Consider the following 23,678-nt stretch of genomic DNA (forward strand, 5'->3'; position numbering starts at 1 on the left):
CACGCCTTAGACAACGCAATCGTCAACGCCATCGAAATCCATGAAATCGATAAACAGCAACCACGCCACGCGAAATCTCGGCCATTCTGACCGACCTAAAACACCACAAAAGTTCCTATAACCCCAATCATCAGCAGAACGGCAGAACGGCTTAAAACCGGCGTTATTCCGCGCGTTTCGCGCATGAAAAAAGGGTTTTGCGATTACTCGCAAAACCCTTGGTGGCGGAGTCAGAGGGATTCGAACCCTCGAGCCGCTTACGCGACTAACACCTTAGCAGGGTGCCCCTATCGGCCACTCAGGCATGACTCCACGTTGCACATTGAGCGCAACAGCACACTACTGTACCACAAACCGCGGAATACGGCGTGCCGCACTGATCAATTGCCTTTGGCAGGCGCGGCATCACCGGAGAAGGTCACAATCACCGCGAAAATCACCAGGGCCACACCAACAAGCTCACCAATGCCCGGAATCTCACCGAACAGTAGGCCTATCGCCACGGCAACCGCAGGATTAATGGACTGCATCACCGAGAACGCTCCCGATGTAGTGCGACGCAACGTAATCTGCTCCACAACATAGGGAATGAACGAAGCCATCAGCGAGATGGCGAACAACAGCGCCAACAGTTTCAGCGGACCTCCGGGCGCGAGCGCCCAAGTGGCATCGGACTTGGGGTGCAGCACATGTTCAACCGCCGGCACACCGAGGAACAAGGATTGCGCCGCCCATCCTATCGTCACCGCAATGCATAGATTGTCAAGCGAATTGCCTCCTTCGGCCACTCGCCGACCAGTCACGATATAAACGCCCCACATGGATCCGCCAATCACAATGGCAATAAGCCCCACCAGGAATCTGCCGCCGTCGGATGGATTGGAGAGTGAAATACCGGCCAACAGCACCACGCCTATTGCAGCAATGCCAATGCCCAGCCGTTCACGCCAACTGCGCCCGGTGAGCACCGCCACCGACAGCGGCCCAATGAATTCAATGGAGACGGCGATACCCATATCCATGTTGCTGATGGCCACATAGAACATGGTGTTCATCAGCACCAGAGAGCATCCCAACAGCACAATCAATCCCCAACTGCGAGCGCTGCGATGGAACAGCCTCCCGCGCTTTGCCCGCTGCCATGGCCGGCGCCAGGCAAGCAGCAGCAGCGTCATGAATCCCACGCGATACCACACCGAGTAGAGCGGATCGAGCTGAGTGAACGCCAGCTTGGCGATGGCCGTGGCCGTATAAATGACCAAGGCTTCGCCAATCACGATAAGCACCACGGGAACACGATTGAGGATACTGACCACTGCCTTCTTCATAGGCTTCACGCTACTCGCCCGGTCGGGACAGTGCAGCCTGAGACTGGACCGAGCCAAGATATGGACTGAAAGCTGGAATGTGCAGGGCAATGCGCACATAGTGGACACTGTTCATAATGCTGCTTATTCATAATGCTGACCATTGTGCTGCGATTCGGCAAATCTGCGGCAGTCAACGCTAGCCCGCATCAGACTGCAGCCTCCACGCAAGATTTAGAATGGATGGCATGAGTACCGCACCGAGGCTTGCCGCCGCCAAACGCGACTGGGGTCATGATGAGACCGGCTGCACGGTGCTGCATATTGATATGGATGCGTTTTATGCCTCACTGGAGGTGGCGCGCCACCCTGAGCTCAAAGGCAAGCCGGTGATTATCGGCACCGGCCCTCGTTCGGTGGTGTCTGCCGCAAGCTATGAGGCTCGACGGTACGGCATCAATTCGGCAATGCCAGCCGCCCGCGCACGTCAGCTATGCCCGGACGGCATATTTCTGCCGGTCGATATGCGCTATTACCGCATGATGTCGCATCGCATTATGCATGAGGTGTTCTTGACCATCACCGACCGATTCGAGCAGGTCTCGGTGGATGAGGGTTATATGGATGTGTCCGGTGCTTTACTCACTTGGGGCAAGCCAAGTACGATAGGCGCATGGATTCGCGAGCAGGTTGCGCAGCGATTCCATGTGACTTGTTCCGTTGGAATTGCTGCCAACAAATTGGTGGCAAAAATGGCATCCACCAATGCCAAGCCGGACGGCATGTTGCTGATTCCCGTCTCCCGTTCCGCCGAGTTTGTGCAGATGATGCCGTTGCGTGGCATCCCCGGCATCGGCCCTTCGCTAGAGCAACGTCTCAATGCGTGGGGTATTACATCCGTGGCAGAACTGGCTCGCATGGATGAGGCGACGCTGACCCGTGCCACCGGCTCGCCGGCCGCGGCGCGCGGGCTATGGGCTGCCTCGCATGGCTTGGATTCGCGCACCATCACAACCGTGCGTGAGGAGAAATCTATCGGTTCGGAGCGCACGCTGATGCAGGATACGCGTAGCATGCGCGTGGTCTGTGATCTGCTGCGTTCTGCCTGCGATGAGGTGGCTGGCACGCTGCGGCGCAAAGGACTGGTTGCCCGCACGCTGACCGTAAAGCTGCGGTTCGCGGACTTGAGCTACCAGACTCGCTCGTTCACGATGGAAAAGCCGACGGATACCGCCGGCGTGCTCTACCCGGAATGCGTGCGGCAGCTGAAAATCATGCTGGGTATGCCGCCTGCAACTGGATCGGATGCTACGCTGCCGAAGTTGATTCGACTGGCCGGCATGAGCACTTCGTCGCTGAGTGAAGCCAAATCCACCGCAGTGCAGCCTTCCTTGGACGACATGCTTGAGGAAAGCGATAATGCTCACGGCAGTACCGCGCAGACGCGTCGACATAACGCCGAAGCAGCGCTCGACGCGGTACGTCGTAAATTCGGCAACAGCGCGGCACGTCTAGGCGCGTAAGCGGGCGCAGGCCTCCTGAATCGCCTGGTCGGTGGCGGTGGCGGAGAATCGCAGGTATTGGGGGGCGCCATAGAACTCGCCTGGGCTGGGAATGATGCCGATGGCTGCCAATTCAGTCATGTCTGTCCAGCAATCGCCGGACTTGGCTTTCGCCCACACATAGAGCGCACCGGCAGGCATACGAACGGAATCATATCCATATGATTGCAGCGCTTCGACCAACGCGGCCAAACGATTGCGGTAACGGGTCCACTGCTGATGCACGGCGGCGGTATCGCGCAGGCCTGCTGCCATGGCGGCCTGCACGGGACCGGGAATAATCTCACCGATCTGTTTGCGATACTCGCTCATCTCTCGCACGAGCCGGTAATCGCCCGCAATCAATGCCGTACGGTAGCCGGCCATATTCGACTGCTTGGAAAGGGAGTAGAGCACCAGAATGCCGTCCGCTGACCCTTCGCATACTTGTGGGCTCAACGCGCATGGCGTAGCGGACAAGGCGAACGAGCGATCAGCAGCAGCCGGCTCATTATTCTCCGGTTCTTCAGATAGCCCAGATCCGGAAACCTTGGAGCGAACAGCCCGCCAATCCATCAGCGCATAGCATTCGTCAGACAGTACCACAGCGCCAATGCGGCGAGCTGCGGCAACAATATCCGCGAGCCAGTCGGCACCGATGACCTCGCCGGTGGGATTGCACGGCGAGTTCACCCAAATGGCTTTGACGTTCGGCACATTGACCCAGGAATCCACATCGGTCACATCGTCGACTTTGAGCACAGTGGCCCCGGCAAGCTGGGTGCCGATCTCATACGTCGGGTACGAGACGCGCGGCTGCACCACCACGTCCCCCGGACCAAGGTGCAGCAGACTGGCCATCAGTGCCACGGCTTCCTTGGAGCCGACTGTGGGCACGGCAGCCGCGTTAATGGCCTTCAAATCCACGCCGCGCATGGTGCGGAACCAATCATTGATAGCGGCTTTCAGGTCAGCGGTGCCGGCGGTGACCGGATAGCCATGCGCATTGGAGGCATCAGCTGAAGCAATCAACGCCTGCTGCACACTGGCTGGAACAGGATCCACGGGAGAGCCGACTGATAGATCAATCATGCCGCCGGGCACAGCCTTGGCCGTGGCCTTATAGCCGGCAATGCGTGACCAGTCGTACGGGGAGGAATATGCGTGGAAGCCCATAGGAACCCTTTCTTCAACGTAATGGTTCCAAGATACGACGAACCCCCGGCCATTGCGGTCGAGGGTTCGCGATGTGTAAATCAGTGCATGCTCAGCGGTTCACTGATCACTGATGCATCGTTGGCTGATTCTGACTCGTCACTGATTCTGCGGCGGCAAAGCAGCCACCTGCTCGGGATCCTTGCCGATAGGACCGGCTGCGGAAGCGCCGCCCAAGTCACCGACCTCGGCGAAGAAGCTCACGGCAGCGTCCTTGTACCAGGCCCACTCATCCGGCAGATCATCCTCGTAGAAGATGGCTTCGGTGGGGCACACCGGTTCGCATGCGCCGCAGTCAACACATTCGTTCGGGTTAATGTACAGCGAGCGGGAGCCCTCGTAGATGCAGTCGACCGGGCACTCGTCCACGCAAGCCTTGTCTTTGACGTCCACGCAAGGCTGAGCAACAACGTATGGCATGGAATCCTCCTTGAAAATAACGCTGTGTCAATTCTAGGCTCGCGACCGGACGCTTTGGCTCAGCGTCAGCTCGGTGTCAGCTCAGCCGTTGATGGCCTTGTCGGTTTCCTCCGAGAGCTTCTCGGTCAGGTCACCGGTACCGAGGCGGGCGTGCCAGTAGCCATAGCCGAAGTAGATGGCGAAGCCGACCACCAGCCACACGATGAAACGAATCCAGGTGAGCACGGTGAGGTTCAGCATGAGCCACAGATTGGCCAAGCCGATCAGAATCGGTACCCACGGGTTGCCGGGAATCTTGAAGGCGCGCGGCAGATCAGGACGCTTCTTGCGCATGATCGGAATGGAGATGGCCACCAGCGTGAAGGCGGACAACGTACCGATGTTCACCATGTCGGAGAGCACGCCGATGTCGAACAGGGCGGCGACCAGAGCCACCACCACGCCCACTGCGATCTGCAGGCCGGCAGGCGTGCCGTGCTTGCCGGTCTTGGACAGGCTGCGCGGCAGCAGACCGTCGCGGCTCATCGCGAAGACGATACGGGTGAGTCCCAGCAGCAGCACCATCACCACGGTGGCAAGACCCAACACAATACCGAAACTGATGATCTTGGCTGCCCAGTTGGCACCCACGAGTTCGAATGCGGTGGCCAGCGACGGGCTGTCCTGCTGGGCAAGCTCCTTGTAAGAGACCATGCCGGTAGTCACGATGGCCACGAGCATGTACATGATGATGATCAAGGCCATGCCCACACCGATGCCGAGCGGCACGTTCTTATGCGGATCCTTGGTTTCCTCGGATGCGGTAGCCACCACGTCGAAACCGATGAAGGCGAAGAACACGAGCGCCGCACCGGAGAGGATGCCGGGCACGCCATAAATGGACGGCACCATGCCGGTGGCCCACTGCCACAGCGGCTGGCCCATCACACCGCTAACGGCGGTGGAGCTTTGCACGCTGGATGCCGGTTCGGCCGGCGGAACGAACGGGGTGAAGTTGGATGCCTTGACGTAGAAGAAGCCCACGATCACCACGAAGAACACGATGGCGATCTTGAGTACGGTCATCGCGCCGTCCACACGAGCACCGATCTTGGTGCCGAACACCAGCAGCGTGGTGAAGAACGCCACGATGATAATCGGCGCCACGTCGATGTGGAAGGAGCCGAAGGTCAGGTTGGTGTTGGCGTTCCAGCCCATCAGTCGCATGAAGTCATTGAGGTAGACGCCCCAGTATTTGGAGATCACGGAACCGGCCATGAGCATTTCCAGAATCAGATCCCAGCCGATGATCCACGCCATCAGCTCGCCCACTGTGGTGTAGGTGAAGGTGTAGGCGGAGCCTGCCACTGGAATCATCGAGGCGAACTCGGCATAGCACATCACCGCAGCACCGCAAACGATGCCTGCGATCAGGAAGCTGATGATTACAGCCGGACCAGCGTGGAAGGCGGCGGCCTGGGCGCCCACGGAGAAGATGCCGGCGCCGACGGCCACGGCCACACCCATAATGGACAGATCCCACCAAGTCAGGTTGCGCTTGAGCTTGCGGCCCTCTTCACCTGTTTCGGCAATGGTCTGCTCGACGGATTTCGTACGGAACAGTTGCATAAAGCCTTCTCTTTTCTCTAGAGCGCGCGCCTGATGCACGCAAAAACAACGAAAACGAGTATAGAAGAGGCTGTGTGACTTGTCTATTACCTATTGGTAACTCGCCCGCGACTGCTCGTAGGAATCTCCGCCATCTACTACGCCAGCACGCCTACGCACACTGGTTCCGGAATCAGTTCGATGCCGAACGCTTCACGGACGCGCTGCTGGATCGTGCGCGCAAGTTGCTCGATATCCGAGGCAGTCGCCTGGCCGCGATTGGTAAGCGCCAACGTATGCTGCGTGGATAGGCTTGCCTGTGCATCAGGGGCTACGGCAAAGCCCTTATGGCAACCGGCATGGTCGATCAGCCATGCTGCGGATGTCTTGACGCCGGCCTCGCCGTTCGGCAAGGTCGCGTCGAAGCGCGGCGCACCCTCAGGTAGGTTCGCCGCTTGGTCGGCTGGCAGAATCGGATTCATGAAGAATGATCCGCAGCTGTGGCGATTGTAGTCGGGAGCGGGCAGGCCGTCCTCGGTCGGATTGATGTGCGCGGCCTCGTTGACTGCGGCCAGACGCTGCAGGTCTGTCAGGATGTTGGCTTCGCGCTTGGCACCGGCCATGGCCGGCAATGCGTAGCGCGTGGGGTCTTCGAGCATGCCTTTGGCTGCACGTACCTTGAGCACGGCTTCGCGGATGTCTTTGGTGGCCATGCGGTCGCCCACCTCAACGCCAAGTGCTTTGGCGAGTTGTCCGTAGCCCACAGTGCCTTGTGCGCTATGGGTGAGCGCAAAGGTGACGGAAAGCACCACGTAGCGCGGGGTCGGGAAGAACTGACTTGACGGACGGCCCGGAGCCTCGTACATGCTGGCCTTGAGTGCGGAATACCGGTATCCAAAGTGGAGATCTTCAGGAAGCAGTTCGCGCGTGGTTTTGGTTTGACGATCCCAGACCTCCACGGATTCCACCGATGTGGCGACCTCCTGACCGTATGCGCCGATGTTTTGTACCACGGAGGCGCCTACCGTGCCGGGAATGCCGGACAGTCCTTCGACGCCCTCAAGGCCGAGTTCTACGGTAAAGGCTACAAAATCATCCCAATTGGCGCCGGCTTCGGCGTTCACATGCACGGTGCGGTCCTGCCCTTCCACCGGTGCCGCCTCGTCGGGCACGGTGATCAGACGGCGAGCGTCACGCACCACCACGCCGTTGAACGGGGTGTCGGCGATCAGCATGTTCGAGCCTCCGCCGATGACCACAAGCGGCAGGCCTTTGGAATCGGCATCCTCTACGGCTTCAATCAGGCCGACACGCGTGGTCGGTTCAATGAAATAGGCGATCTCGCCGCCCACACCCATGGTGGTGATGTCTGCAAAGCTAGTCATGGTTCTCTATCCTAGTGGTCGCAAAAGTCGAAATACAGGCTGAAATGGACGGTTTTCGGCTCTTGAATGACCGATTTGGCGCTTCGAATCGTCAGAAACGTCCATTTCAGCCCGCATTCGGTGACAGATACGAAAAAACCCAGTCACATGGACTGGGTTTTGAAGCTTGATACCGTACAATCAACGAGTCTCGCGGTGCACGGTCTGCTTACCGCAGCGCGGGCAGAACTTCTTGAGCTCAAGACGATCTGGGGTGTTACGACGGTTCTTGGTCGTAATGTAGTTGCGCTCCTTGCACTCGGTGCAGGCCAGCGTGATGCCCGGACGGATGTCGGCGCTCTTAGCCATTCTCATTCACCTCTGTGTTTACTAGGTATAATGTGCGCCCACCGGTTGGCGGGCGCAGTTTGTAGCGAGGAAGAGGCTCGAACTCTTGACCTTACGATTATGAGTCGTACGCTCTAGCCAGCTGAGCTACCCCGCCAGAGAGCCCCGAGTGAGAATTGGACTCACGACCTCTTCCTTACCAAGGAAGTGCTCTACCACTGAGCTATCGGGGCGTGGCGGATAGTGGATTCGAACCACTGAAGCACGAAGCGGCTGATTTACAGTCAGCTCCCTTTGACCGCTTGGGAAATCCGCCAGTCTGTCTCCCGTCGTGGTGTTTGACCTCGACAGGCAACTCGGATATATAAACACATCTGGCGGACTGACGCAACTTCAGACACGGTTTCGGCGTGTCGCAGCCGGACAAGTCAGTCCAGCTGCGCTGCACAGGCCTTACTCAAGTCCTTCCTCAGTCAGCCATTTGGCTGACAGCTCCCTCATCTTCAGGGAGCTGCGACTATTCCTTACAATCCAGCAGCCTTGAGCTTGGCGCACACGTCGATGACCAGATCGTTGGCTTCCACCTCGCCAATGGAGATGCGGATGCCCTCACCGGAGAAGACGCGCGTGGACAGGCCCGCTGCCAGGAACTGGGCCGCGGCTTCATCGGTCTTCTCCCCCAGCGGCAGCCAGAAGAAGTTCGCATACGGCTCAGGGAAATCCCAACCCTGATCCTTCAGCGCAGCCACCACACGATTGCGTTCGGAGATAATCGACTTCACACGATCGGTCAGCTCATCGTAAGCATTCAGGCTGGCGAGCGCTGCGGTCTGAGCCACATCGGTAACGCCGAACGGCAAAGCCACCTTGCGCATGCCATCAATCACATCTTCCGGAGCGATGCCGTAGCCGATGCGCAAACCGGCCAGACCATACGCCTTGGAGAAGGTGTGGGCCACCACCACGTTCGGGAACTCACGGAAGAGGTCCATGGCCACCGACGTGTCCGCATCCGTGTTGAACTGGAAGTATGCCTCGTCGAACAGTACCAGCACATCGGAGGGGACGGCTTCCATGAGTCGATGCGCATCCTCTGCGGCCACGGATGTGGAAGTCGGATTGTTCGGGTTGTTGACGATAACCAGACGGGTCTTCTCATTGACCGCGTTGATCAAACCATCGATATCATGCGAACCATCCGGCAGGTTCGGCACCTGCACGCTGGTGGCACCGGCACCCGCCACGATAATCGGGTACGCCTCGAAGCTACGCCACGGGTAGACGACCTCATCGCCGGGGCCGGCCACCAGTTGCACCAGCTGGGTGATGACTTCAGTGGATCCACAACCAAGCACAATGTTCTCCGGCTTGACGCCGATCTCCTCGGCAAGACGTTCCACCACAGCCCAGCCGCGCATATCCGGATAGCGGTTCAGATGCGGCAGCGCATGGCCGGAGATGGCCTCGACCACGCTGGGCAGCGGGTCGAATGCGTTCTCATTGCTGGAGATTTTGAAGGAGCGCTGGCCCTCAACCTTGGGAGCCGGCTTGCCCTGTTTATACGAGGGAATAGTGTCAATGATGCTGCGATGTTTGAAACTCATGACCCTATCCTATACCGTTTTTCTTATTCGCCGACCATAAAGCCCGAATTTGCGCGGTTTTCAGCTGTTCGATGGGAGCAGCGACACCGCCGAACGCGGCGGCGGTGGCATTGCGCGCTATGGCGAGCGTCATGTCGGCATGCTCGGGTACTTCCGCCGCAATGGCTTGGGCGATATCCAAATCGGTGTCATTGGGCGTGGGATGCACAATCAGCTGTTGATTATGGCTGATGGCACTGCGGCGTGTACGGTGGCGAACCAAGCGGCGCGCTTCCAACCGTGTCAGCCGCCAGGCAGCCGCCCATGCGCTGTCAGTCAGCTGTGCATCATCCGGGTGTGCTTGGGCGCGCGCGATGATGCGCATCACTCGACGCCTGCGCACCCAACGGTACCATCGCGGCAGGGCGCAACCAGCTCCAATCAACGCCAAGACCATGGCCGCGAGCATCAGCACGCGCATCCATATCGCCCTGGCCTCGAACCAGCCCGTTATCGCAGTCCACATGTTTCCGGAATCATTGCCGTTTTTGTTAACGGTTTGCTGTTTGGCAGTATTGCCGGCCGACTTGGAGGAGTCCGCAGCGTTACTGTCGGCAGCAGCATCGGATTGTTCGGATGCGCTTTCATCCGGGGAAATCGTTACCTCGGGCGCATCGGAAGCATTCGAGGAGTCAGAGGCGTCGGCACTGGAGCCGGAGTCCGAAGCGGCTGAGCCGTTCTCGCTGGTGGCGGGTGTCACGTCGAACGGCACCCAACCCACACCATCCAGATAGGCTTCGACCCATGCATGCAGTTGTTTGGATTGCACAGTGAAGAAGCCGTTATTGTTCCGCGGCTCCACGCCGGCGTTGTAGCCGATGACAATGCGTGTGGGCACGCCCAACGCTCTACCGAGCACCGCCAATGCCGAAGCGTAATGCTGGCAGTATCCGGCATGTCCGCCTGAGTTCGCCGGGCGCAGGAAAACATTGATGACCTCCAGATTATTCCGCCCGTCGCCGTCCGGGGCGTCAAGCGAATATGTGAAGTGGTGATCGGGATTGGTGAAGTATTCCACCAGCCAGCGCATCGCACGCACCTGATCGTCGTAGCTGGAACTGGTAACGGATATCCCATCCGCCTGCGCCTGCTTGATTACGGAACGAATATTGGCCGGCAACTGCTTGGGCAGTGCGGTGTATCGGCTTTCATGCGCACGCTTATCACTGCGCTCAGCGTACTGCTGCAATTGTTCGAGGAACGGATTGCTCACGTCGCCTTCACTACCGGGCATGACCGAGAACGCGGTGAGTTCCGAATGCGTCTGCCGTAACGTCTCAATGGCCTGTCGCTCCCACAGATCCTGACCGTAGAACGTGGACGCACTGCCGTTCATGCGTTGAACGCCGACTGCATCGGTAATGGGCATAGCGAGAACAAGAGCGTTCGCTTCTCCTGCACCAATAACGTAATCGTCTCGGCCGAAGCCCAGTTGACTGACTACGGTGTCGTCAAAAACAATGCCGCTCGGCATGCTGACGACCTGGCCGTTGACAGTTTGCGTCTCACCGCCACCATAAACGACTTTCCCTAGATACCAGCCTGACGGCCCGACTACCGCACCATCGGAGCCGATAGTGGCATTGATAATCAGCAGATTGCCTTGCACACTGGCGAGCCCCGTATCGGCAAGGTTCCGCCGAGCTTGATGCCAGGCCTGCTTCTCCTCATCGCTGGAGGAAGCCTGGTTTCCTATCAGACTGTTTTTCGCATCCGTGATGACGGACAACTTGCTGAACCCGCTTGAATTCGTAATGGGATCGATGTCGGTACCGAAAACGGTGTATGCGGTGTCCGCGGATGTTCCTGACGTACGGTTGTATACCGTGCCGTCCTGATACATGAGCCAGTCGCCGCCTGCACCTTCCACATACGTGGCCATGCCGGGCACGGGCAGGAACCGTGATTTGAGGGTGTCGATGCGCACAGTGGCGTTCACCATGAACTGTTCGAGCGTGTCCTGGTTCGTAGTGACCACTTGGTAGCCGCCGTACCCGAGGACATACATGTACATACCCAGCGGATTCATGCCGCGCCGTTGCTCACGGGTGAGCTCGTCTTCGCTATTGCGGCCGAGTTGGATGCCGGAACCGTAGAGACCCGCGTCGAGTGCTATTTCACGGTCGTAGCCCCATGAGTCACCGTCGAAGTTATCCAGTGTGGTCAGTCGCAGATAACTGCGCTTATACGCCTGATACGTCAGCACTGTGGTATCCGAGCCGGCGGTGATGTTGCGCTTCAAGTCGATCATCGGGCTGACGGTGTTCGACGTGAACATGCCACCGCCTTCGCCGATAGACAGCGGCACGCTGTAGGCCAATGCGGCCGCCGGTACGGTAAGGGGCAGGGTGATGGCGGTAGTGAGCGCTGCCGCGAGAAGCGGAGTGAGAGCGAGAACGATACGACGAGGTTCGACGGCGACATGGACAATACCGCGCAATACAGGTGCTCGAGCGGCACTGGTCGGCGATTTCGGGCGAACTTGGGAAACGCTGTCACCAAGCGCTGTGGCGCGCGAGAATCTATGCGTGCGCTCAGGGTGTACGGCCCATAACGTCAGCGGAAAGACGGCGACCGTGATTCCTATGGCCCATAGTGGTGCGCTATGGCCGACGAGCGCGTAATCGGCGGCGAGCGCAGCCACCGGAAGCACCGCCATAAACGGCCACACAACGCGGAAAATCAAGGCAAAGCGCACCAATAGGACCACGGCTGCCATCAGCAGAATCAGGAACAGATCTGCGTGGCCAGCAACGGTAAGCGGCGGCAATTGGAGATTGAGCGTATCGAAGCCGCTGACTAACGCGCGCATGTACAGTTCCCACGAATCCACCACATTGGCGGGCAGGCTACCGGCCGCCCAAACCTCGGCAAGCGAGTCCTTAAGATGGATTGCGGAGAGGATTGCAGCCGCAAGACAATCGAATGCGGCGAACACCATAAACCGCAGGGCTTCCTGCTTGCAGCGCGAGGCGCCGGTGTTCTCACCATTGCCGGGCGCGCCTTTTCGTCTTCGAGGAAGCGCACAGTCAATGGCGGCAACCGTAAACAGCACGCCGGCAAACCAGATCCACATGCCGTCCGGGGCAATAAGGTCCCGCAATGCGAAAAGCGTTACATAAAAATAGACGATCATACAGAGGGACCAGCCCCTTGTAACGGAGATAGACCCCTGTGAAACCGTTTTCTTCGAGGTGAACTCCGCTACGAGGGGTTGCACCTTGGTCACATCCCCTCTCAACGCCTCAATCAACGACGCATTCTCGGGAATATCGCAAATAACTACCTGTGATGGCCCTTGCGACGCGGCACGATGCACTACAGCCGCGCGAGATCGCACAGAGGGAACCGCATCCGAATCGCGTAGCGCCACCTCAGTCTGTTTCCCGTTTTCCGGCTGCGCCTCAGCCAGGAACCGCTCGGCATCGGCGACTCCCTCGCGCACGCCTACGCCATCAGTGACCATAATGCGCCGCGTACCGCCTGCCGCCCGCACCATCGGCAACACGGACGCCACCTGCGTATCGAGCCGCTCGGCGCTCACGCCCACGGTGTTGATTACCACAATCAGCGTGGACCGTACGTCCTGTCCGGTTTCACGGGTCATCAGCTCACCGCGTCGGGCCGTGTGCTTCCACGCAATCAGCTTCAACGGGTCGCCGGGGGCATACGCACGAACACCTCCGGATTGCTGCTGATTCAAGCCCACACGCCGCGCATCAGCCGCCGTGCCCGTGCCCGCGAACGCATCATCCGCTTGTGGCAGCACCACGACCTCACCCGAATCCGGCACGATTTTTCTCGCCGCAAACATGCCCAGCGGTGCGAACCAGCGCACGACCGCACTCACGGTCACATACCGTCCACGTCTATCCGCCGGAGCCTGACCCATCCAACGCGCCACGATGCCACCATGCTGGTCGCGTTGCTCGATTTGCTTGGAATACCGCGCATCACCGATGCCCAGCAGTCCAAACCATTGCAGCACAATCATCATCAGTGAAAGCACTACCACCACCGTGAGCGCAATGGCGGCATCCATCAGCGTGCGATCATCCAGCAGCAGTCCGCCGAAGCAACACAGTCCAGCCACAGCCAAGGTCGCCGCACCGCCCACAGTCGGCCGAATCACACCATGACGGCGAAATCGCCTGCACTGCACCGCCTGCGCTGTCTGAGCCATCAGTCACACCTGCCTACGCGCGTGGCACTGCGGCACCGGCTACGATGTCCGCGATAATCGCGCGCGCCCGGTCAAGGTTCCCCGAACCAAAACCGGCATCATCCAGCACCAGTCGATGCGCGAGCACCGGCACCGCCAGCGGTCGCACATCGTCCGGCAGCACATAATCACGCCCGGCGATGAACGCGCGCGCCCGAGCCATCGCCGCCAGATGGAGACTGGCACGCGGGGATGCACCAAAGCGCACATCCTCGCGATCTCTGGTGGCTCGAGTCAGCGTAACGATGTAATCGGCCACCGTATCGGAGATCTTCACCTTGCGTACAGCGGCACGGATGTCGCTGGCTTCGGCAGTACTGCAGACTTTGCGGATTCGCTCCAGCGGATTGGACCAATCCGCGGCAGTAAGCATGGCAGCCTCGGCTTTGGCCGATGGGTAGCCGAAACTCGTACACGCCATGAAACGGTCGAGCTGGGCTTCCGGCAGCGGATACGTGCCTTCCAGCTCGATAGGATTCTGGGTGGCGATGACCAGATACGGGTCAGGCAGCACATGAGACTTGCCATCCACACTGATTTGCCCTTCGTTCATGGCCTCCAGCATGGCGGATTGGGTTTTGGGATTCGCGCGATTGATTTCGTCGGCTATGACGATGTTGGCGAACAGTGGACCCGGGTGGAACACGAAGTCATTCGACTCGTTGCTGTAAATGCTGACGCCAGTCAAATCACTGGGCAGCAAATCAGGCGTGAATTGGATGCGGCTCGCCGCTCCGCCAATGGTCTGGCTCATGGCACGGGCCAATGTGGTTTTGCCCACGCCCGGCACATCCTCAAGCAGCAGGTGGCCGCCGGCAGCGAACGTGGTGACCACCAGATCGATGACTTCGCGCGAACTGGATAGTGCGGATTCCAGCGCATCGGCGATATGGGTCAGCGCATCTGGACTAGGCGACGGAGCAGCGGCCCCAGAATGAGGCAACGTGGACGGAACAGTGGACGATGTAACGGCAGGAGTGGTGGCGCTCATGACAGCCTCTTTCATAGGGACTTCATCCGCTACCCAGTGTACGTGCACCGCACCTCATGGCTCAAATACGCTATGAGCATAAGCACATATATAACAATCCCGGCTGTTCGGAAGGAACAACCGGGATTGATAAGCGTTATGCTCGCGCTGTTCGGCGCGTTACTCAGCCGAGGATGGCCAGCACGTCGCGAGCGCCGATGATGAGGTAATCCTCACCCTCGTAGTGCACTTCGGTGCCGCCGTACTTGGAGTACAGCACCTTGTCGCCGACCTTGACGTCCATCGGGATGCGCTCGCCCTTGTCGTCACGACGGCCCGGGCCAACGGCCAGCACTTCACCCTGCTGCGGCTTCTCCTTGGCGTTGTCCGGAATGTACAGGCCGGATGCGGTCTGGGTCTGGGCTTCTGCCTGCTTGACGATGATCTTGTCTTCCAACGGTGTGAGCTTAATCGACACTGTGGGTCACCTCGTATCTTCTGTAGTTCAGTTCGATAATGCCGCGCCAGAACGCCTCAAGAGGCTGACGATCACTTGCGTTGTCCCTTTGCGCTAGGACACATGGTAGCGCGATTATTAGCACTCTGCCAACTCGAGTGCTAACGCTGTGAGAGAAAATCAGTTACCGCGACGGGCCAGAATGGAATCCAGTCCCGCGCTCAGCGATTCGGAGGTCGCCGCCGGAGCCTCGACTTCGGCATGCTCCTCGCGCTCACGGAAGGATTCCTGCGCCTCGGCGGCAGTCTTGGAGGCATCCTGCTGACCTTGGTTATCTTCCGAATCCGCAGTCTGCACCGATGCTTCAGCCTGTGCTTCAGCTTTGGCGCCGCCCTTAGCGGCTTCCTTGGCCGCAGCCTCGGCATCGTCGGCAGCTTTGACCGCGCGAGCCTCATCAATCAGCTGCTGCTGGGCCTCCGGCTCCACCGGCTCAGCCTTGGCGACCTGCCGAGTGGACTTGATTTCCAAGCTTTCCGGAGCGTTACCTTCATTGCGCGGCTCGCCCAGGGAGAAGGAAATAAGATCCTGCGATGTGGCCATATCGAACACATCCAACGCATGGGCGGGCTTGACCGTCACCAGTTCACTGGTGGCATCGGCAGCTTCCTGATCACGCTCATCGCGCACAGTCAGCGATGGCTTCACTCGCGCCGCGGACTGGTCAGACGCAGACTGTACCGATTGCGCGGCGGTATTGGCGCCCGACGCAGTCGTGTTTGCAGACTCCTGTGCGTCTGCAACAGTCGCATCCTGCGCTTCGGCAGTCGATTGATCGTTCTTGGCAGCCTCAGATTCAGCCTGAGCCTTGGCGGCAGCCTCACGCAGCGCCTTGGCCTTAGCCTGCTCGATTTCCGCGGCACGCAGCGCGCGGCGAATCTGACGCTGCTCCATCACTTCGGTCGACACGCTATCGCTCGCATCATGAGCCTCTTGAGCCGGCGATGGCGAGACCTCAGCTGAGTCAGCAGCAGCTGCAACCTGAGCCTTGCTCTGCTGCTCACGCTGAGTCAACTGGCGCGCTGCACGCTTGCGCGACTGTTCATAGCGGCGTACCTTATGCTCCCATTCGCGGGCATGGCGGGCGGCATTGGCGCCCAAGGCCAGCACCACAACAGTCAAGGCAAACGGAATAAGCGCGAAAAGCGGGCTGAAGTGCAGCGCAAACGCGAGCACCAGCACCAGCACGGTTACCGCCAGCAGCACACCAACCAGAATCTGACGACGCTTAATGGACTGCTTGCGCAGTTCACGCACATGTGCAATATGCGCCGGTGTCAGCTTCGCTGACGTTGTCGATCCTGGCATTACTGCCCCTTTCACATCCCGCGGCTTCACGTCGCCGAACCGCCTGCCATCTTCCGCTTGAACAATGCGAAGCGACGGCGAGTAGCGATCCTGCCGGTGTTCGGCTGCACGCTTCATACCATTAACCGTACGCGCGGGCAACCATACGGCAATGACAATCACCGCAATCACCAGCACGATAATTGTGCTCAGTGACTCGTAACCCATAGAGTCAAGAATAGGAGACACCCCGACGAACTCGGGGGTTACTCGCTGGGCGTGTCGGACGATACCGGCGCGGAAGCGGCTTTGCTGAGCGCCGTAGATGCCGCGGCTCCTGAGCGTGATTGCAGCAGTCGTGCGGTGAACCCCTGGCCGAGGTCCTCAGCCAACAGCGCAAAAGTCACATGATCGCGCCAGCGTCCGTTGACGTACATGTACCGTTCGCGCAGTCCTTCATGATGAGCACCGACCTTGCGCACCACCGCCAGCGAGCGCTTGTTTTCCGGTAAAATCGCGATTTCCAGCCGGTGTAGAGCCGGGCCAAAAGGGTCACCCAACGCCCAGTCGGCAAGCATGGCAAGAGCCATCGGCGCAAACCCACGGCCAGCATACCGTTGATCAACCCAATAGCCCACAACACCGGTGCGCATGGCACCATAAGCAATCGCACCAAGGGAAATCTGCCCCACAATGCGCATCTGATATTCAATGGCGAACAGTGCACCCGTACCATGCTGCTCATTGCGGCGCATCCGCTGCACCCATTGATTGAACGTGATGGCTCCGCCATGCATCGGGTCGCCGGATTCCCAAGGAGCCAGCCAGTCGTTATTGCGCCAGCGCATCTCATCCCAAGCCGCCTCATCATCCAGAGTGATCGGGCGCAGCACGATAGGGCATCCCGGATGGCTCAGGCGCGGCATGCGGATTCTATTGTCCGGATGAAGCGCCTCTTTAATGGACTGGAAAACTGACACGGCCTTTATTGTAGCCGTGCTAGGTTGTGCTCTATGAGTGGAGTAGCGATTACGGACAGGGATGTCGCTGGCGAGACTGGTGAGACTCGTTCAGCTGGCGCTGGTGCCGGTGCTGTTGTCAGTGCCGGTGCTGTTGCCAGTGGCGGTAGTGGTGCCAGCGCTGGTGTCCCAGACACGCCGGATAAGGCGACGCTTCGGCATGCGGCACTGGCCCGCCGCAAGCTCACGTCATCCGAAGAACGGATCGAGGCCGGGCATGCGCTGGTCACCGCGATGCCGCAGTCTTTGGCACAGATTGCCAAACCGCATGCCGTGGTGGCAGCGTATGTGTCGATGGGTACGGAAATTGAGACGAGACCGCTGCTCGACTGGCTACTGGCGCGTGAATGCACGGTTCTTGTACCAAAGCTGGGATCCGGGTTGGAAATCGGCTGGAGCGTGCTGCAGAGCATGGAGGCATTGCACGCGGTGGACGGTCATGGTCATCTGCGTCCCGACGAGCCGGATAGTCGTGTGTTGCCGCCTGACGCTTTGGCTCAGGCCGATATGGTCTTCGCTCCGGCACTTGGTGTCGATCAGCGCGGATACCGGTTGGGACGCGGCGCTGGCTGGTATGACCGCGCGCTGGCCGCGCGCCGGCAAGGTTGCCCGTTGATTGCCATCTGTTGGCCGTGGGAGGTTCTGAAAGGCGACTTGCCTACCGAGCCTCATGATGTTCCGGCGAATGCCGTGCTTACGCCACATGGATATCACCTGTTCACCGTCCAATAACCAGGTAGTCGAAGTGTCAGGGCAATGACTAGGATATGAACGGTTGCTTGGCATGGCTTTGAGCCGTGCAATGTGTTTGTATTTGTGTGGAGGAATCCGTTGCCTACTTATCATTACCGCTGCAAGAACTGCGGCTACGATTTCACTGAACAGCAGTCATTCTCCGATGACCCGATTACCGTGTGCCCGAAGTGCTCCGAGGAGCAGGTGCGCAAGGTGTACTCGGCCGTGCCGATTGAATTCAAGGGTCATGGCTTCTACCGTACGGATAAATCTTCCAAGTAAGTAGGGGTTTACCGCTTTTAAGCGGGGCGTTTTCACGGTTTACCCGTTGAGACGCCCCGCTTTTGTGTTCTCAGCGAGGCAAAACCTCGACCCAGTCATGAACCCGACCCACCGGCACACCGCCAACGGGGCGAATTCTCGAGTGGATAACGAAACCACCCCGCTCACACATCCCCAGCGGGGCAAAGCATCGGCCCAGTCATGAACCCGACCCACTAGCACGCTCTCAGCGAGGCAAAACCGCGAGCGAACGGTCGGAATGCCACAAAATGTGGATAACTCGGCAAGCTAGTGCCACATAGGTCGATTGAGCTTGCCTCCACGCAAGCAAACAGGTCACCATGAAACCATGATGACCTTTGCTTTACCTTCAACCCTGAAGCTGCCGGCTGCCGGCTCGTTGAAACGGCGGCGCATGATGCATACGCTACGACGCATAGCCGCGGCGGCATGTGCAGGATTAGCCGTACTATTCGCCTTGCAAACCGTAACGTCACTTATCGCCACCGTACCGGTGGTGGTGGCCTCGCACACTATCAAGCGCGGCAGCACTATCAAGACCGCGGATGTGATGATTCGCCATATTCCTCCGCGTGCAGTCAGTGATTCCATGCTGAGCTCGATTGAGGAGGTCACTGGGCGCATCGCCTATATCGATATTGCGGACGGTGATCCTGTGCTGCAGCAAATGGCCCACGACGCGCCTGTAGTGCCGCAAGGAGCCACGGTTTTGGATGTGCAGCTCACCAGCGTGGCTCGCGGACTGACGACCAGCGACCACGTGCAGCTGGTGTCCGCGATGGGATGCCAGAGTACGCAGAATTCACGCAATGACTCGCAAAGCAATAATGCACAGAAATCGCCAGCTGATACGGCAGATGCATCGGCATCTCCGGACACTGCAGATGACAGTGCAGTAGCTGAAAACTGTGTGCTTGCCGATGATGCGATGGTAATGGGGATAAGCACAACTGCCGACTCATCGTACAACGACGGCCGGCAGTTGGTTTCGTTTGCGATGCCGCCTGATGCGGCAGCTCGCGTGCTGCAGTTTCAGGAAGCCGGTGCGATTGTAGCTGTAATGCAGTGAGTCAGGTTACGGAACCGACTTCAGTCGGTACTGATGCTCAGCAGCGAAGCTGCTGCAGCTCTCCCCAGCCAGCTTCGCTGGCAGCCCCCTCACCAGAAGGGGCCAATCTTGCCGAACCGTTACGTGCAAAGCCCAGTGGGCTGTATGTAGGCGAAGTGAGCGAACGCACTATAAGCGGTCGCGAAGGCCGCATCACTGGGCTGTGTTTTATCGTTTTTCATTAAACACAGCCCAGTGAGGCGGCAACTCGCCGAGGATGCGCTGGTCATCGTCGGCTTGACGCTGTTGCGCGGTCTGCATGTCTCCCGGCTCCAATTTGACACCATCGGCGTCAAACCGCTCCGTGCCCTTCATCACCACACGCTTATGCTTGCGAGGGGTGCGCCGTGTCGCCGAATACTCAGCCATCCGTTACTCCACCTCACGATAGATTTCGCTGATGCGGCTTACGATGCGGTCGACTTCCTTATCCGGGTTCACGAACGCGGCCACACTCCAGATCGTCATCACATTCCAGCCAAGAGACATCAGATCCTGGCCATTAAGACGATGGCGACGACGCGTGGACTGTACGGACATGAAGTTCGCATCATCAGTCTCCACTGCAAGCGCGAACGGCTTGTCTTTCAGACCCACGACCAGAGGAATCTTCACGCCCTTGTCGAAACCGTAGTTCACGGCCGCTTCCAGACCACGGGCACGCAGTCGTTCGGCAATATCGTTGAACAGCACATTGTCGCTCGTGGCGGCACGCACCGGCAGTACCGGGCGATCATCCAACTGAGTAACCCAGTTCAGCACGGTCTTCAGGAACTTCGGGCCGGACTGATGCAGACGCTCATCATCCATATCCTCCGGGCCGAACGCGGAGACAATGTCAAGATTGCGGTCGGCCAGCGCCAGCGCGTCGAGCAGCATGCCGCGGCCGCCTTCGTTCTCCAGCACACCGAACTGCTGGAGCAGACGACCGTGCACGGTCTTGGCGTAGCACATCGAAAGAATCACATCGGTGGCCTGCGTTCCGGCGACGTCGCGCAACGGCACCAGACGCACATGGCGCAGGAATCGACCCATCGGCTTGTTCTTCGAGGCGAGGGACTTCAGTTCCGCGCCAAGACGCGTACGGAACACATCGGTCAACACCACTACGGCAAGAATGTACCGCGATGGCACCACAGTGAAGCTGGCAGCCCGATCGGTGATAATACGTACCACCTCATCGATTTCCTGCTGGCTGGATTCCACCAGTCCCGAGGTCATTACCGGCACACCATTGGCTTCCACGCGGTGGAAACGCACCATGCCGGTCGCCGGTTCGGTAGCCACATCGTAATCCACTGGACCATAACCTTCGGATTCCAGGAAAGCGGCGAGACGCGGCGCACGGCATGCAGGCTGTGTGGCGATCTCGATATGCGGCAGGATGCCAATCAATTCCTTTACGGATTCACTGGTTACGGTTGCGCAGTGGGCAATCACCACAACCTGGCGCACACGGCTCAGAATCGACAGCAATTCGATTGCGGGAATATGCGAGCAGGCGTCAAGAATCGCCACATCGGCAAGCACACCGGGGTCCGTAAGCGCAGCCAGAGTACCGGGAGCGGCCACCATAATCGGCTTTGCGGCGGCGAGAATCTCCGGATGATCACGGCGAATACGGCTCAGCGGCACGTTCGTGTGTCCCGCCAACACCGTATGCAACTGGTTGGCTTCCTGCGTGCGAGAGAACAGCATGTCGCACAGTCGACGCATGGATTCCTGCGCCACCATCGGACCGACGGAGCGAACATGCTCCACATCAACCTGAATGAAACGATCGGATGCCGTCTGCAGTGCCGAACCATCCTGATTGGAGATGATTGCGGAGGAACGCACGATGTCATCGAACACCGTGGTCCACCACGACAATTGCAGTTCACCACGCACCTGATCGACACCCGCATGGCGAATGGTCAGATCGTTTACCAGCTCGGTCAGCCCAGCAGCAGCGAATTCCTGCTCCAAACGGCAGCGCTCGGGCAGTGTATCCAACGCTTTACGGTCATCAAGCAGCGCTTTCAACCGTTCCTCAACCGTATTGAAATCAGCGGTTTCCAGATTGCCACCAGTCGGCGTGGTAGCCAACACGGTATCCAAGGAGGTCATATTGCCCAACAGGCCATCAAGCGTGGCAATGATCTCATCCAGCTTGGTGGGCAGCACCGGCCAGCCGCCGTGAGGCACGAACTGCCGCCACTGTTCACCCTGCTTGGCCACTACCTTCAACGCCTCATGCAGGTCTTCCACCTGGGCGCCGACGCGCAGCAACGACTTCGCTTCCTTGATATGGCGGCGACGCTCCCAGAAGCCCATCGATGTGCCTTCGGACTTGCGCTGCGCCTTGGACATCGTGGCTTCAATCATCGCATCGATGTCACGCTCGAAGATCTCCGGCTGGAACACGTCCAACACACGCCGCAGATTCTTCAGCACCGTCACCTGGCGTTCCCATTCGCGCGTGGTGGCCGGCACCGGGAAACCACAGGTCTGCACGGTACGCGTCACCTGTTCGCGGGTGGCAGGCAGATAGCGGCGAAGCAGATCATCCACACGCTGATAGGCGTCGATGGCCTGATCCTCGGTGGTGAGGTTCGCCTTATACCATGCGGTGTCTTCGGGCCCAATGGTGAATTCGCCGAGTTCACCGGCACGCTCCAGCTTGCTAATCCATGCTTCCATGTCACCGCCAACGGTGATGGCGCTTTGCTCGCGCAAACGCACATGCGTGGCGGGATGAGTGGGCAGCACGGAAATACGGGCCAGATTCTGAATCGTCTCATAGGCGGAAACGTTCCATTTCTCATTCACCCCGTGCAGGTCACCGAGATAACGGGTCAAACGGGAGCGCACGCCCACCAGCTCATCGGCCAGCTGGTCGAAACGTTGCGTGGCAACGCCCGGCTGGAATCCAACGGCGGCAATCAGCTGCTTATCGATGGCGGCATTGCTATGCTCGTCGGACACATCCAGCAGCTGCGCCTTCAATTCACTGGCGGATGCAGCCTGCATAAAGCGACGCTTCTGCTCGGTCACGCCGGGCACATACAACACGGAACGCCCGCTCATCACACAACGGGACGCAATCGCCACCGCCTGTTCGGCAGCACCCTTGGGGAAGGTGCCATCGACTACGATGCTGTGTCCGGCAGCAGCGAGGGATGCGGCGTACCGCACCGTATTATCCACATCACCAACCTCGAACTCGGAGTGCGGATCGGAATCAAACGGACTGTATTGCGCGGAATTCGCATCCTTCAGCGAAGCGCGCGCATTGGCATCGCCGGCAAGCGCATCCAACAGCACGTTGCCGGTGTCACCATTCTCCAATTGATCGATAATCTGCTGGCTTTCCGCAACAATCAATGCGGACGGATCCATAAAGCAGCCGACTACGATGCGCCGTTCGATGGAAAAATCAGAAATATAGTCGTGCGCCTCGGCAATGATGCGAGCGAACAATGCGGAGGTTTCCAACTTGCCGTTCTCATAGCTGGAGACATCGAACAATGCGTTCTCATCCAGATACACGCGATGCTCACGCAGCGCATTCACAAACGCGCTGTTCAACGCCCCATGTCCAGTGAACTGGATGGTCGGTGCGGAGCCTTCCTTCGGCACGAATACGCTCACAGGGTACAGCAATACCGGCAACGCATTGCCCTTCCATGTGGCCACGCCGACAATCATGGACAGCTCTGCCACACCGGAGATACGCCGTTTGGCCGTCTGATCGTCCAGCACACGAGTCAGATGACGTTCTGCCGCCTTCAACATGCCGGTATCGCGGAACAACGAGTCCAGCCGCACATGGCCTGATGCGAACATCTGAGCGACACCAGACGGATGCGCATGGGTAATATCCAGCTTGACCACCAACTGGTTCACGTCTTCCAACGGCGAGGGTGCCAGCATGCCGCGGTAACGGTCGCGCCAGCCACGGATACGATTCAGCCCAACCGTGGTGTTCACGGCGTAATCTGTCGGCTGCTGCGCAACGGGATTACTTGCCGCCGCACTGTTGGTGGTGTTGGGCTGCGCGACTTGTGCGCGCACGTTCTGCTGCTTCTGATTGAACGTTTGAGTCATCTCCCG

Annotated in this window: 18 protein-coding genes and 4 tRNA genes; 4 read left to right on the forward strand and 18 right to left on the reverse strand. The window is 59.1% G+C overall.

All coding sequences use genetic code 11. The annotated features are described in order from the left end of the window. Positions 1 to 222 precede the first annotated feature (222 nt). Positions 223 to 312, reverse strand: a tRNA-Ser gene (locus JS530_RS00005). A gap of 68 nt (positions 313 to 380) precedes the next feature. Beyond that, on the reverse strand, positions 381 to 1,328 hold the full coding sequence (locus JS530_RS00010; protein WP_214375257.1) for an EamA family transporter: 948 nt from the start codon (positions 1,326 to 1,328) through the stop codon (positions 381 to 383). Between the two features lie 227 nt (positions 1,329 to 1,555). Here JS530_RS00010 and dinB point away from each other — a divergent pair, with 227 nt between their 5' ends. Continuing rightward, positions 1,556 to 2,830 carry a DNA polymerase IV gene (dinB, locus tag JS530_RS00015; RefSeq protein ID WP_214375258.1) on the forward strand — a complete coding sequence of 425 codons (1,275 nt, stop codon included), beginning with the start codon at positions 1,556 to 1,558 and terminating at the stop codon, positions 2,828 to 2,830. On the opposite strand, the gene dapC is transcribed toward dinB, so the two are convergent. From dapC to JS530_RS00085, 14 genes are all read right to left on the reverse strand, one after another. Beyond that, the gene (dapC, locus tag JS530_RS00020) at positions 2,819 to 4,024 is read right to left on the reverse strand and encodes a succinyldiaminopimelate transaminase (protein WP_214375259.1); all 1,206 of its coding nucleotides are present in this window, start codon (positions 4,022 to 4,024) and stop codon (positions 2,819 to 2,821) included. The two genes, dinB and dapC, sit on opposite strands and share 12 nt — an antisense overlap. 138 nt (positions 4,025 to 4,162) lie before the next feature. Beyond that, positions 4,163 to 4,483 carry a ferredoxin gene (fdxA, locus tag JS530_RS00025; protein WP_003807898.1) on the reverse strand — a complete coding sequence of 107 codons (321 nt, stop codon included), beginning with the start codon at positions 4,481 to 4,483 and terminating at the stop codon, positions 4,163 to 4,165. A gap of 81 nt (positions 4,484 to 4,564) precedes the next feature. Next, positions 4,565 to 6,091 carry an amino acid permease gene (locus JS530_RS00030; RefSeq protein ID WP_214375260.1) on the reverse strand — a complete coding sequence of 509 codons (1,527 nt, stop codon included), beginning with the start codon at positions 6,089 to 6,091 and terminating at the stop codon, positions 4,565 to 4,567. 137 nt (positions 6,092 to 6,228) lie between these two features. Next, complete coding sequence (locus JS530_RS00035; RefSeq protein WP_214375261.1) at positions 6,229 to 7,455, reverse strand: UDP-N-acetylmuramate dehydrogenase; 1,227 nt, start codon at positions 7,453 to 7,455, stop codon at positions 6,229 to 6,231. 180 nt (positions 7,456 to 7,635) lie between these two features. Further along, positions 7,636 to 7,803, reverse strand: a complete 168-nt coding sequence (gene rpmG, locus JS530_RS00040; protein ID WP_007053013.1) for a 50S ribosomal protein L33 — start codon at positions 7,801 to 7,803, stop codon at positions 7,636 to 7,638. 62 nt (positions 7,804 to 7,865) lie between these two features. Further along, positions 7,866 to 7,939 (reverse strand) — tRNA-Met (locus tag JS530_RS00045). Between the two features lie 4 nt (positions 7,940 to 7,943). Further along, positions 7,944 to 8,015 (reverse strand) — tRNA-Thr (locus JS530_RS00050). Position 8,016: 1 nt separating this feature from the next. Then, positions 8,017 to 8,098, reverse strand: a tRNA-Tyr gene (locus tag JS530_RS00055). Between the two features lie 208 nt (positions 8,099 to 8,306). Next, positions 8,307 to 9,386 (reverse strand): histidinol-phosphate transaminase, encoded by a 1,080-nt coding sequence (locus JS530_RS00060; RefSeq protein WP_214375262.1) that lies wholly within the window; start codon positions 9,384 to 9,386, stop codon positions 8,307 to 8,309. Positions 9,387 to 9,390: 4 nt separating this feature from the next. Beyond that, positions 9,391 to 13,608 (reverse strand): transglutaminaseTgpA domain-containing protein, encoded by a 4,218-nt coding sequence (locus JS530_RS00065; protein WP_214375263.1) that lies wholly within the window; start codon positions 13,606 to 13,608, stop codon positions 9,391 to 9,393. A gap of 13 nt (positions 13,609 to 13,621) precedes the next feature. Continuing rightward, positions 13,622 to 14,638, reverse strand: a complete 1,017-nt coding sequence (locus JS530_RS00070) for an AAA family ATPase (RefSeq protein WP_214375264.1) — start codon at positions 14,636 to 14,638, stop codon at positions 13,622 to 13,624. A 163-nt stretch (positions 14,639 to 14,801) separates the two neighbouring features. Further along, a complete protein-coding gene (groES, locus tag JS530_RS00075; protein WP_033890546.1) occupies positions 14,802 to 15,095 on the reverse strand; it encodes a co-chaperone GroES in 294 nt (97 codons plus the stop codon). 159 nt (positions 15,096 to 15,254) lie between these two features. After that, entirely contained in the window at positions 15,255 to 16,646 is a 1,392-nt protein-coding gene (locus JS530_RS00080; protein ID WP_214375265.1) for a hypothetical protein, read from the reverse strand. Positions 16,647 to 16,684: 38 nt separating this feature from the next. Beyond that, a complete protein-coding gene (locus JS530_RS00085; RefSeq protein WP_214375266.1) occupies positions 16,685 to 17,398 on the reverse strand; it encodes a GNAT family N-acetyltransferase in 714 nt (237 codons plus the stop codon). Positions 17,399 to 17,431: 33 nt separating this feature from the next. On the opposite strand from JS530_RS00085, the gene JS530_RS00090 reads away from it, so the two are divergent. The 3 genes from JS530_RS00090 (at position 17,432) to JS530_RS00100 (ending at position 19,544) form a co-directional block, all read left to right on the forward strand. After that, positions 17,432 to 18,169, forward strand: coding sequence for a 5-formyltetrahydrofolate cyclo-ligase (locus JS530_RS00090; protein ID WP_214375267.1), 738 nt, complete (start codon positions 17,432 to 17,434; stop codon positions 18,167 to 18,169). A 99-nt stretch (positions 18,170 to 18,268) separates the two neighbouring features. Beyond that, on the forward strand, positions 18,269 to 18,454 hold the full coding sequence (locus JS530_RS00095) for an FmdB family zinc ribbon protein (protein ID WP_214375268.1): 186 nt from the start codon (positions 18,269 to 18,271) through the stop codon (positions 18,452 to 18,454). Positions 18,455 to 18,803: 349 nt separating this feature from the next. Next, on the forward strand, positions 18,804 to 19,544 hold the full coding sequence (locus JS530_RS00100; protein WP_214375269.1) for a flagella basal body P-ring formation protein FlgA: 741 nt from the start codon (positions 18,804 to 18,806) through the stop codon (positions 19,542 to 19,544). Positions 19,545 to 19,751: 207 nt separating this feature from the next. Here JS530_RS00100 and JS530_RS00105 read toward each other — a convergent pair whose 3' ends face one another. Together JS530_RS00105 and JS530_RS00110 are read right to left on the reverse strand one after the other, a co-directional pair. Further along, positions 19,752 to 19,952, reverse strand: coding sequence for a hypothetical protein (locus JS530_RS00105; protein ID WP_214375270.1), 201 nt, complete (start codon positions 19,950 to 19,952; stop codon positions 19,752 to 19,754). A gap of 3 nt (positions 19,953 to 19,955) precedes the next feature. Beyond that, positions 19,956 to 23,672, reverse strand: coding sequence for a helicase (locus tag JS530_RS00110; protein WP_214375271.1), 3,717 nt, complete (start codon positions 23,670 to 23,672; stop codon positions 19,956 to 19,958). Positions 23,673 to 23,678 lie beyond the last annotated feature (6 nt).

Source organism: Bifidobacterium colobi (assembly GCF_018555455.1).
Taxonomy (GTDB): domain Bacteria; phylum Actinomycetota; class Actinomycetes; order Actinomycetales; family Bifidobacteriaceae; genus Bifidobacterium; species Bifidobacterium colobi.

Coding starts and splice junctions, on each gene's coding strand:
- fdxA (WP_003807898.1), bottom strand. CDS start 4,483: ATGCCATACGTTGTTGCTCAGCCTTGCGTGGACGTCAAAGACAAGGCT.
- JS530_RS00090 (WP_214375267.1), top strand. CDS start 17,432: ATGAGTGGAGTAGCGATTACGGACAGGGATGTCGCTGGCGAGACTGGT.
- JS530_RS00010 (WP_214375257.1), bottom strand. CDS start 1,328: ATGAAGAAGGCAGTGGTCAGTATCCTCAATCGTGTTCCCGTGGTGCTT.
- JS530_RS00110 (WP_214375271.1), bottom strand. CDS start 23,672: ATGACTCAAACGTTCAATCAGAAGCAGCAGAACGTGCGCGCACAAGTC.
- JS530_RS00030 (WP_214375260.1), bottom strand. CDS start 6,091: ATGCAACTGTTCCGTACGAAATCCGTCGAGCAGACCATTGCCGAAACA.
- JS530_RS00080 (WP_214375265.1), bottom strand. CDS start 16,646: ATGGGTTACGAGTCACTGAGCACAATTATCGTGCTGGTGATTGCGGTG.
- JS530_RS00065 (WP_214375263.1), bottom strand. CDS start 13,608: ATGGCTCAGACAGCGCAGGCGGTGCAGTGCAGGCGATTTCGCCGTCAT.
- dapC (WP_214375259.1), bottom strand. CDS start 4,024: ATGGGCTTCCACGCATATTCCTCCCCGTACGACTGGTCACGCATTGCC.
- JS530_RS00035 (WP_214375261.1), bottom strand. CDS start 7,455: ATGACTAGCTTTGCAGACATCACCACCATGGGTGTGGGCGGCGAGATC.
- rpmG (WP_007053013.1), bottom strand. CDS start 7,803: ATGGCTAAGAGCGCCGACATCCGTCCGGGCATCACGCTGGCCTGCACC.
- JS530_RS00100 (WP_214375269.1), top strand. CDS start 18,804: ATGATGACCTTTGCTTTACCTTCAACCCTGAAGCTGCCGGCTGCCGGC.
- dinB (WP_214375258.1), top strand. CDS start 1,556: ATGAGTACCGCACCGAGGCTTGCCGCCGCCAAACGCGACTGGGGTCAT.
- JS530_RS00060 (WP_214375262.1), bottom strand. CDS start 9,386: ATGAGTTTCAAACATCGCAGCATCATTGACACTATTCCCTCGTATAAA.
- JS530_RS00105 (WP_214375270.1), bottom strand. CDS start 19,952: ATGGCTGAGTATTCGGCGACACGGCGCACCCCTCGCAAGCATAAGCGT.
- JS530_RS00070 (WP_214375264.1), bottom strand. CDS start 14,638: ATGAGCGCCACCACTCCTGCCGTTACATCGTCCACTGTTCCGTCCACG.